This window comes from Vibrio sp. 1167, from assembly GCF_033340375.1.
Taxonomy (GTDB): Bacteria; Pseudomonadota; Gammaproteobacteria; order Enterobacterales; family Vibrionaceae; genus Vibrio; species Vibrio alginolyticus.
Genome location: NZ_JAWOWK010000012.1, coordinates 88473 through 99601, shown reverse-complemented (window position 1 = coordinate 99601; position 11129 = coordinate 88473). Strand labels below are relative to the sequence as shown.

The following is an 11129-nucleotide window of genomic DNA, read 5'->3' as shown; positions in this document are numbered from 1 at the left end:
ACTCAGAAGTGAAACGAAATAGCGCCGATGGTAGTGTGGGGCTTCCCCATGTGAGAGTAGGACATCGCCAGGCTTTAGTTTTATTTTCACTTTTTCGAAAAGTGAAGACAAAAGCGGACACTTGCTTATTAAAGCGAGTGATACCACTGCGGAGTGGTAGTTCAGTTGGTTAGAATACCGGCCTGTCACGCCGGGGGTCGCGGGTTCGAGTCCCGTCCACTCCGCCACTTATATTAAGCCTCAGTCGAAAGACTGAGGCTTTTTTCGTTTTGGTTCCCCCGACTTACCTTAAACCCACTTTCGTATTGAAACCTTGCATCGAGAGGCCGGCTTCCCTCTGGCGATGCTTTCTAAGCCCTGTTTGAGTGAAGTGGAACGCAGTTTTGTGTGGTTCCTGCAGTCTCGAGCGCTAGTTTTGAGCCTCTTCATTCACCAAAGCTCCTTTTGTTCGATATTAGAAAATCTAGTTATGTGACAGAGTTTAATTGTTTGAGGTGTCACTTGTTCCAATTTTGAAAACAGGACGACTTTGAATACAAGTTTAGTCTCACTGAGATCAAGAGAGAGGGGGACTAAATTTCTGTTAAGGCTTTGATCTACCTGAATGCTAGCTCAGTTTTATCTTGGTGAGATTGCTAACCTGTTTGGGGTCTGAACGCAATCACCCTAAATGTCTCTTTCTCATAAAAATACAAACTCGCTCATTGCTAAGTATTGTGGAAGTTTAGCTTTGATATTTGCGAGGAGCCTATATTGCCAAGAGAAGAGAAGAGAAGAGAAGAGAAGTGATAAATGGGTAAATTAAAAGGCTCGTCTATGAATACTATCTATCGGCAATAGTTAGTATCTATGAAAATGCAGCGTAGCGATTCTTAGTATATTTGAAGGTATATCAAAGAATAAGGAGCACTCGTCCTTGAAGGGGAGTCTGAAAATTAGTTATGAAAAAAGCAGCTAGGTAGCTGCTTTTTATTTATTAAGTTACGTGTCTTTAAGAGTCCACTGGCTCCGTATGTTCCGGAGTGGTTATTGCTTGGTTGTTCTCTTCCATCTTCTTCTCTTCTGCTTTTGCTTTTTCAATCATTGGGGTGATTGTTGAGCCTTGAATGAGGATAGAGAAAACAACGACGGAGTAGGTCATTACAAGAATAATCTCTTTTACATCGATTAACTTATCTTGAATCACCCAAATACCAGATGGAATGGAAAGTGCCATTGCCAATGCAAGGCCCCCGCGTAAGCCGCCCCACGTCAAAATACGTACTGACCACGGGTTATATTTTCTGTAACGCTTAAAGCCAATGTACGAGAGAAATACGCTTAGATAGCGAGCTGCTAGTACAAGAGGGACTGAAATAGCCATCATAATCCAGTCTTCTTTGTGGAATTCAAATAGCAGCATCGACATGCCGATCAGTAGGAATAACACGCCATTCAAGAACTCATCAACAAGCTCCCAAAAATGGTCAAGGTGATCTTCACTCTCTTTTGAAAAGCCAATAAAGCGTGTCCAGTTGCCAATCATAATACCGGATACAACCATCGCGAGTGGGCCTGATACATGGATGTATTCAGCAAATGCGTAACCTGCTGTTGGGACACCAATGGTAAGTAACAATTCCATTGAGTGATCATCGGTGGCACTGATCAAGTAGTGGAATAGCAAACCGAGGACGAAACCATATGTGATACCACCGATAGCTTCTTGGATGAAGAGCAAGGTGACACTACCTACAGTTGGTGCCTCAGTGCCAAATGCAATCGTAAATAGAGTGACGAAGATAACCAAACCGAAGCCATCATTGAAGAGCGATTCTCCTTCAATCTGAGTGGAGATACGTTTAGGAGCATCTAGTTTTTTCACAATAGCCAATACAGCGATTGGGTCAGTTGGCGATATTAGAGCACCAAATAGTAAGCAGTAGACCAAATCAAATTGGATGCCAATTAACTGACAAAACCCATACAGTGCAAATCCAATAAAGAACGTGGAAAACAGTGTGGCTCCAAGGGCTAAAACAGTGATCTCCCACTTTTGATCTTTAAGGTTCGGGAGTTTGATGCCTAGTCCACCAGCAAATAGTAAGAAGCCAAGAATGCCTTTGAGCAAGAAATCTTCGAAGTTAATCCTTGTGACCGTCTCCGTCGCAATTTCGGTGAGATGGAACCAGTTGTTTTGACCCGCAATTAAGATTAGAAGTGAAAGCACCATTGAACCTGCGGTAATCGCAATGGTGGTTTGCATCTTTCCTATCTTGCTGTTTACAAAAGCAATTAGCATCGCAGCTGCGGATAGAAAACATAAAGTATGATAGACCGACATAGAGCTCTCTATTTGTAACATTTTATGAATGGAATTCTCGGCTGATGCTGCTTAAATAGCAAACATTTTTTCGTGATTATTTTGTAAGTTAAGAAGGAGATAAAATAATCATTAATTCCACGTTTAGACGTCTAGACTCCTGAAGTTTGTGTGATAGGATGGAAAGATAACTAAAGGAATGAGGCTGTACTGTGGGAAGTAACGTAAGACAACAGATTGAAGCTCAATTGAAGCAACGTATTCTTTTGATTGATGGTGGTATGGGAACCATGATTCAAGGGTACAAACTTGAAGAGCAAGACTATCGAGGAACGCGCTTTGCGGATTGGCATTGTGATCTAAAAGGTAACAACGACCTGTTGGTTCTAAGTCAGCCTCAACTTATCAAGGAAATTCACGCTGCATATTTAGAAGCGGGTGCAGATATTCTTGAGACCAACACTTTTAACGCAACAACCATTGCGATGGCTGACTACGAGATGGAAAGCCTAAGTGAAGAAATTAACTTTGCAGCTGCCAAGCTTGCACGTGAAGTTGCAGACGAATGGACCGCAAAAACACCCGATAAACCACGTTATGTCGCAGGGGTTTTAGGGCCAACAAACCGAACTTGTTCTATTTCTCCTGATGTAAATGACCCCGGATATCGAAATGTTTCTTTCGACGAGTTAGTTGAGGCTTACTCTGAATCGACTCGAGCGCTTATTAAAGGTGGTTCAGACCTTATTCTTATCGAGACCATCTTCGATACGCTTAACGCTAAGGCTTGTTCATTTGCTGTTGAAAGTGTGTTTGAAGAGATGGGTATTGAGTTACCTGTGATGATCTCGGGGACTATTACTGATGCTTCCGGTCGGACATTATCCGGTCAAACCACAGAAGCGTTTTACAACTCATTACGTCATGTTAAACCGATTTCGTTTGGTTTGAACTGTGCACTTGGTCCAGATGAGCTGCGTCCTTATGTTGAAGAGCTCTCTCGTATATCAGAATCTTTTGTTTCCGCTCACCCAAATGCTGGGCTTCCGAATGCATTCGGCGAATACGATTTGTCGCCAGAAGATATGGCTAAGCATGTTAAAGAGTGGGCTCAAAGTGGCTTTTTAAACTTGATTGGTGGGTGTTGTGGTACAACTCCTGAGCACATTCGCCAAATGGCACTCGCGGTTGAAAATATCGCCCCTCGTCAATTACCTGAACTTCCCGTTGCTTGTCGCTTGTCTGGCCTAGAGCCACTCGCTATTGATAAAGACTCTTTATTTATCAATGTCGGTGAGCGTACGAATGTAACCGGTTCTGCGCGTTTTAAGCGCTTAATTAAAGAAGAGCTGTACGATGAAGCGCTCGATGTGGCTCGTCAACAAGTTGAAAATGGCGCTCAAATTATCGATATCAACATGGATGAAGGCATGTTGGATGCACAAGCTTGTATGGTTCGCTTTTTAAACCTTTGTGCGTCAGAACCTGAAATCTCAAAAGTACCAATCATGGTTGACTCTTCCAAGTGGGAGGTTATTGAAGCCGGTCTTAAGTGCATCCAAGGCAAAGGCATTGTTAACTCGATCTCTCTCAAAGAAGGCAAAGAGAAATTCGTTGAACAAGCTAAGTTGATCCGCCGTTACGGTGCGGCTGTGATTGTGATGGCGTTTGATGAGATTGGGCAAGCAGATACACGTGAGCGCAAAGTAGAAATTTGTACCAACGCTTACCGAATTCTTGTTGATGAAGTGGGCTTTCCACCAGAAGACATCATTTTTGACCCAAACATTTTTGCCATTGCTACGGGGATCGAGGAGCATAATAACTACGCGGTGGATTTCATTGAAGCCGTTGGCGATATCAAACGTGATTTACCACATGCGATGATCTCGGGTGGTGTTTCTAACGTCTCATTCTCTTTCCGTGGCAATAACTATGTACGTGAAGCGATTCACGCGGTGTTCCTCTACCACTGTTTTAAAAATGGTATGGATATGGGGATTGTGAATGCGGGTCAGTTAGAAATCTACGATAACGTGCCTGAAAAATTGCGTGAGGCTGTGGAAGATGTCGTTCTTAACCGTCATGATGACGCCACTGAGAGATTGTTAGATATCGCGGCGGAATATGCAGGCAAAGGGGTAGGTAAAGAGGAGGATGCCTCTGCACTTGAGTGGAGAACTTGGCCTGTTGAAAAGCGCTTAGAGCACGCGTTAGTGAAAGGAATAACTGAGTTCATCGTTGATGATACCGAAGAGGCTCGTGTCAACGCTTCAAAGCCATTAGAGGTGATTGAAGGCCCACTAATGGATGGGATGAACGTCGTCGGAGACTTGTTTGGTGAAGGTAAAATGTTCCTTCCTCAGGTCGTAAAATCTGCACGAGTGATGAAGCAAGCAGTCGCGCATCTGGAGCCCTACATCAATGCAGAAAAGCAGGTGGGACAAACAAACGGTAAGATTTTGCTAGCGACGGTCAAAGGTGATGTACATGATATCGGGAAAAATATCGTTGGCGTTGTATTGCAGTGCAATAACTACGAAATTATCGATCTTGGTGTCATGGTTCCTTGCGAAAAGATCTTAAAAGTAGCGCAAGAAGAAAACGTCGATATTATTGGTTTATCAGGGTTGATCACGCCTTCATTAGACGAAATGGTGCATGTTGCAAAAGAGATGGAGCGTCTCGACTTTAACTTACCTCTTCTCATCGGTGGCGCAACAACGTCAAAAGCCCATACAGCAGTTAAGATTGAGCAAAATTACAAGCATCCAGTGGTTTACGTGAACAACGCCTCACGTGCAGTGGGCGTATGTACTTCTCTTCTGTCAGATGAACGTCGCCCTGAGTTTGTTGAAAAACTTGAAGCTGATTACGAACGAGTACGTGATCAACATAATCGAAAGAAACCGAGAACCAAACCAGTGACATTAGAAGCGGCTCGAGCGAATAAAGTTGCTATCGATTGGGAAGCTTACACCCCTCCAGTGCCTGTTAAGCCTGGCATTCATATCTTCGATGATTTTGATGTGGCTATATTACGTCAATACATCGATTGGACACCATTCTTTATGACTTGGTCACTTGTGGGTAAGTATCCAACAATTTTCCAACATGAAGAAGTTGGTGAAGAAGCAAAACGTTTATTCGAAGATGCCAACGAGTTACTTGATCGAGTTGAGCGAGAAGGCCTGTTAAAAGCGCGTGGAATGTGTGGCTTATTCCCTGCTGCGAGCGTGGGGGACGACATTGAAGTTTATGCTGATGAAACTCGTACCGACGTTGTGAAAGTATTACGTAACTTGCGACAACAGACCGAGAAACCAAAAGGATTCAACTATTGTTTATCCGACTACATCGCACCTAAAGAGTCGGGTAAACATGATTGGATAGGGGCATTTGCTGTCACTGGTGGTATTGGTGAACGAGAGCTTGCTGATGAATACAAAGCACAGGGAGATGATTACAACGCAATTATGATTCAAGCGGTGGCGGATCGCCTAGCCGAAGCGTTTGCTGAGTATTTGCATGAGCGTGTCCGTAAAGAAATTTGGGGTTATGCAGCTGATGAAGATTTATCTAACGATGATCTCATTCGTGAAAAATACCAAGGTATTCGCCCTGCGCCGGGTTATCCCGCGTGTCCTGAACATACTGAAAAAGGACCGCTTTGGGAGTTACTTAATGTGGAAGAGAACATTGGTATGACTCTAACCTCCAGCTATGCAATGTATCCGGGCGCGTCAGTCTCTGGTTGGTATTTCTCTCATCCTGACTCACGTTACTTTGCGATCGCACAGATCCAAGAAGATCAGCTAGAGAGTTACGCCGATCGTAAGGGGTGGGATAGGATCGAGGCTGAAAAATGGTTAGGGCCAAACATTAACGGTTAAATTGATGTTTACCTCGTCCAAATGTAACAACTAATGAAACGACAAAGGGCTGCAAATACGCAGCCCTTTGTTTTATTGAGTTGAACTTACTTCTCAAACAACTCAGTGTGGAGTTTTTGTATGGCTTGTTTCGATACCGATTCATGGAGCAAGAAGCATAAGTTGTGAGGGCTAGCGCCATAACAAATCATGCGTAGGTTAAAATCTTCTAGCGTGCCAAAAACCTGTTTCGCGTAGCCTTTACTCTCACTCATGTTGTTTCCAATGAGAGCAACGAGGCATAGGTCATGTTCAACTTCTACCTTACATAACTCTTCTAACTCTTCTCGTGCAGCTTGCGGCAGCTGTGGTGCTCCGCCAGAGGTATCAGTTTGATCAAGTGTTAACGATACACTGATTTCAGATGTCGTGATCAAATCGACAGAGATCTTATGCTTTGCAAGGATCTCAAAGACCTTTGCTAAAAAACCGTATGCGTGGAACATATTGGCGCTGCGTAGCGTTACCATGGTTTGGTTACAACGCAAAGCTAGCGCACGGAATAACGGTGAGCTTTCGACTTGGTGGCGAATCCAAGTTCCCCCTTTTTCTGGCTCTTTCGATGACCCTACAAATACCGGAATGTCGTGGCGCAATGCAGGTACTAGCGTAGAAGGGTGAAGGATTTTAGCGCCAAAGTTAGCCATTTCTGAAGCTTCACTAAAGCTGATCTCGGGAATTGGTGAGGCTTTTGGTGCAATTCGCGGGTCTGTTGTGTAGATTCCCGGAACATCAGTCCAGATTTCTAGCCCTGCCGCTTTAACGCTCTCAGCAATTAAGGCGGCGCTGTAATCGCTGCCCCCTCGACCTAATGTTGTTGTATTACCGGCTTCGTCAGATCCTATGAAGCCTTGAGTAACAACAACGGATTGTTGGCAAAGTGGTACGAGTTTATCTTGCGCAAGCGTCGAAATTGCTTCAATGTTTGGCTCCGCGCGACCAAAGTTGTCATCAGTACGCAGCACATCGCGGATATCAAAGCGCACTGCTTGAATGCCTCGCTCACACATTAACTGAGTTAGAATGTGCGTCGACATGAGTTCACCACATGCGACTAAATGATCGGTTAACTTCGCACTAGCTTGGATAGATGCAGCCTCGGCCAGGCTGGTTACGGTATCTAATATGCCATACACCTCGGCAGCAGTTTTCGTGCTGTCTTCGAGCTGAGTTAAAATGGCGTCATGAATGTTGGCCAGATTTTGCAGCAGCTCAGTACGGTGCGTTTGATCCTGAACGCCGTTGGCGAGTTCTACCAATAGGTTGGTGACGCCAGAGCAAGCGCTGCTCACGACCAGGCGAGTATTTGGATTGTTTTCGATAATGGTGGCGCAACGACTCATTGCCTCAAAGTTGGCAACACTGGTTCCACCGAATTTAGCTACGTTAAATGCGCTCACTGCGTTCTCCCACGACTTCCTAAAAAATTGTACATCCAATGTTTAGTGAGAAAAGGAACAGAGCAAAAAGAGAGGTATTTAGAATGCTATTTGAAAAATTTACCCTCAGAAGCCCTTCATCAGACTGCGCTGATGACAGTTGATGGGATTCAGCCCAATTCAACCGACAAGTCAAATCCTGCAACTTTGACTTACCTCGGCACTACTCCCCCTCAATGATTGGTGTTGGAATTGCGGTTCCACAAATCATCTACCTGGGTAGCGCTCCTCTTCTACATAAAGCTCAAACATTGAACGGTTTTGAGGCCTTAATGTCAATCAATATTTCAACCTTTATGGTGTTTTTTATTAACGATTTTGTGACACTGGTTTGACCTCCATACTTACGGCTAATTGCTGATAGAGGAAAAATCTATTAGGGTGAAGAACCCTACACCTGAGCCATGTTATTGAATAGAACTTTTAGAATGCTCAGGATAAAAGATAATCAAGGAGCTGACATGTCGATCCAAAGCTTTATTCCACCTCACCGTATTTTAATGGGACCTGGTCCTTCTGATATTTATCCTCAAGTGTTACAAGCACTAAGCCGTCCTACTGTAGGTCACCTTGATCCTCTGTTTATCGGTATGATGGATGAGCTCAAGCAGCTATTGAAGTATGCCTTTCAAACTGACAATGAGTTCACTATTGCGGTTTCAGCGCCAGGTAGTGCAGGGATGGAAACCTGCTTTGTAAACTTGATCGAGAAAGGCGATAAAGTGATCGTCTGCCGTAATGGTGTATTTGGTGAACGCATGCGCGAAAATGTCGTCCGTGCTGGTGGTGAAGTTGTTATCGTCGATGATGAATGGGGGACGCCTGTTTCCATTGATAAAGTCGAGCAAGCATTCGAACAGCACCCAGATACAAAAGTTCTTGCTTTTGTGCATGCGGAAACCTCAACTGGTGCAGTCAGTGATGCTCAAGCATTGGGTAAGCTGGCGAAACAGCATAATGCATTATCTATTGTTGATGCGGTGACATCGCTTGGTGGTGTGCCGTTAAAAGTGGATGAATGGCAACTGGATGCGGTTTACTCTGGTAGTCAAAAATGTTTGTCATGTGTACCTGGGCTCTCACCAGTGACGTTTTCTCCTGCCGCGATTGAAAAGATTCAAGCAAGAACAACACCAGTACAGAGTTGGTTCCTCGATCAGAGTTTAGTTTTGGGGTATTGGAGTGGAGAAGGTAAGCGTAGTTACCATCATACGGCGCCAGTTAATAGCTTGTATGCGCTTCATGAAGCTTTATTGATACTGAAAAATGAAGGATTAGAAAACGCTTGGGCTCGTCACCAACTGATGCATGAAAAACTCAAAAATGGCTTACAAAAGTTAGGCTTTGAATTTGTTGTGGACGAAGCCCATCGGTTGCCACAATTAAATGCGATTTACGTGCCTGAAGGAATTGATGAAGCAAAAGTTCGTGCTCACTTGCTAGAAACCTATAACCTAGAAATTGGTGCAGGCCTTGGGGCATTAGCTGGTAAAGCGTGGCGTATTGGCTTAATGGGTTACGGCGCTCGATCTGAAAACGTTGCGCTGTGCTTAAAAGCGTTAGAAGAGTCACTCACTGAATAAAATCATACAGCAATGAGATAAAGAAAAGCGAAGGTCATCCCTTCGCTTTTTTGTACTTATTACTCTGCACCTGAAGTGGGGGCTGGTGAGGCAGAGATTGCTTGAGAAGGTGGTTGGTAATTGACGTCACTGAAATCAATCTTCGGGAACAAAAACTGCGCTTCAGCTCTAATTTGCTCCGCTTTACTTGAGTCATCTAAGCCTTGGTAGGCCAAAATCAAATTATTATAAAATGCAGGGCGAGGCTTATCTTTGATGATTTTTAGCGACCAATCGATATAAGGCTGAATCAAGGTTGCGTCTTGTTGGTACAGCCCAAGGTTTAAAAACGTGCTATAGACATCCCAATCAAACCTGTCTTTCCAAACCACAGGGTTACTGACTTGATTCAGAATATCAGGGTTAGTTGGTCTAGTGGTCTCAAACTTCGTCAATACATAGTTCGTATGTAATGCGCTTACCATGTAAAACGTAAACGCAACGGGAAGTACCAAACTAAAAACACGCAGCAAGCTTTTGGTCACATTACTAAAGCCGACTTGTCGATAACGAGAGACGCGCTGATCTACCCAGTACAGCAGGATAACGAAGATTAACCAATGCACTAGAGAGTGGTAGAAAGGGTATTCCAGTTGCGAGTGCAATACGATAGGTATAAACAAGGCCAGCAACGCAAGACGAGTTCCGCGTTTGGCTTGATAGATTCGATACAGTACCAGTGCCATCGCTAAGAAGATGCCGAGTATTGGCAGCAAGCCACCTTCTACTCCCCAGTAAAGTAGCTCATTATGCGGATGATCCATGGCTGGCAAACCAGCTGGGTAATTCTCATTTAGGGCATGTTGACGAGCCGTATACAGCATGTACTCAGATTCAAACTTACCATATCCATAACCAGTAAAAGGCTTTTCAATCACCATGTCTAATGTTTGCGGAAAAGTATACGCTCGAGGAGACTCCATATTTACTTTTTCTGCGGCTAACCCACCTCCATCAGGAAAGGCAAGATGCATGACAACGACTGAGAATAAGAGCCCACTTACAAGTGACACAACCCAGCGGATAAAGCGCCCTTTGGTTGCAAAACGGTACATGTATGGAATGACCAACAACACGGCGATAACCGAGGCTAACCAACCAGTGCGTGAAGCCAACGCCACAATTAGTGGTAAAGTTAAAACTGGCACGGCATAGAGAAGGTAAACATCGCTTAACTTACGGTCGTATTTGTAGGGCTGACGTGCAAGTAAATAGCTGGCAATCACCAACCCTGTCGCAAGAAAGCTGGCCATTACATTGGGCTGTTGGAAAATACCATAAGGACGATTGGCCACCGTGTCGTAACCAAACGGATTGCCTGGTTTGAGATACAGATATTGTGTCAGACCAAAAATGGCTTCGATAACAACCGCAAGGACAATGAACCATAATAGGCGTTGGCGATGTTTATTACTGAAATGAAATTGTTGTAAAACAATAAAGAACAGGACACCACACCACAGGCCTATGAGCTTATTGGCTGCCAAGCTGCTATTCGCATTTGGGTACAGAATGGGCACTGTCATGATAAGAGCACTAATGAACAAGCCGATGGTTAGTTTTGAGTAACGTAGCACTCGATTATTCGCGAGTTGGTAACACCCAATGCCTAATGCAAAGCTAAAAGCAATCCAAGTTGTCGCATTGAACGAAAGCGAAAGCCCCGAACCGCCGGGGTTGGGCATGAAAAAGTGCATTGCCAACACAAATAGTGTTGCCAAGGCAATGAGAAACTTGCGATTGAGGGGAACCTGTACTTTTTCGGGAGAAAGCTTTGTTCCACTTACATGTATAGTAGCCATAGTTATTGCGTTGTTTTGAATGAAAAAAGACC

At 44.2% G+C, this 11129-nt stretch carries 5 protein-coding genes, 1 tRNA gene and 1 riboswitch; of the genes, 3 read left to right on the top strand and 3 right to left on the bottom strand.

Annotation, left to right across the window (positions count from 1 at the left end):
* Positions 1-150: 150 nt before the first annotated feature.
* Positions 151-227: transfer RNA gene (locus tag R7Z78_RS20140), tRNA-Asp, on the top strand.
* Between the two features lie 764 nt (positions 228-991).
* On the opposite strand, the gene R7Z78_RS20135 is transcribed toward R7Z78_RS20140, so the two are convergent.
* Positions 992-2323 carry a cation:proton antiporter gene (locus R7Z78_RS20135; protein ID WP_053306797.1) on the bottom strand — a complete coding sequence of 444 codons (1332 nt, stop codon included), beginning with the start codon at positions 2321-2323 and terminating at the stop codon, positions 992-994.
* Between the two features lie 191 nt (positions 2324-2514).
* Between R7Z78_RS20135 and metH the strand changes: the two genes are divergently transcribed.
* On the top strand, positions 2515-6195 hold the full coding sequence (gene metH, locus R7Z78_RS20130; protein WP_104975642.1) for a methionine synthase: 3681 nt from the start codon (positions 2515-2517) through the stop codon (positions 6193-6195).
* An 86-nt stretch (positions 6196-6281) separates the two neighbouring features.
* Here metH and lysC read toward each other — a convergent pair whose 3' ends face one another.
* Positions 6282-7634, bottom strand: a complete 1353-nt coding sequence (gene lysC, locus R7Z78_RS20125; RefSeq protein ID WP_017821324.1) for a lysine-sensitive aspartokinase 3 — start codon at positions 7632-7634, stop codon at positions 6282-6284.
* Positions 7635-7735: 101 nt separating this feature from the next.
* A riboswitch (Lysine riboswitch) is annotated at positions 7736-7914 on the bottom strand.
* Positions 7915-8134: 220 nt separating this feature from the next.
* Between lysC and R7Z78_RS20120 the strand changes: the two genes are divergently transcribed.
* Positions 8135-9256, top strand: coding sequence for a pyridoxal-phosphate-dependent aminotransferase family protein (locus tag R7Z78_RS20120; protein WP_104975641.1), 1122 nt, complete (start codon positions 8135-8137; stop codon positions 9254-9256).
* A 59-nt stretch (positions 9257-9315) separates the two neighbouring features.
* Here R7Z78_RS20120 and R7Z78_RS20115 read toward each other — a convergent pair whose 3' ends face one another.
* Complete coding sequence (locus R7Z78_RS20115; protein ID WP_053350598.1) at positions 9316-11097, bottom strand: PglL family O-oligosaccharyltransferase; 1782 nt, start codon at positions 11095-11097, stop codon at positions 9316-9318.
* Positions 11098-11129 lie beyond the last annotated feature (32 nt).

What these genes read in the sequence shown, in the direction of transcription:
- R7Z78_RS20135 (WP_053306797.1), bottom strand. Translation starts at nt 2,323, where the DNA reads ATGTCGGTCTATCATACTTTATGTTTTCTATCCGCAGCTGCGATGCTA.
- R7Z78_RS20120 (WP_104975641.1), top strand. Translation starts at nt 8,135, where the DNA reads ATGTCGATCCAAAGCTTTATTCCACCTCACCGTATTTTAATGGGACCT.
- R7Z78_RS20115 (WP_053350598.1), bottom strand. Translation starts at nt 11,097, where the DNA reads ATGGCTACTATACATGTAAGTGGAACAAAGCTTTCTCCCGAAAAAGTA.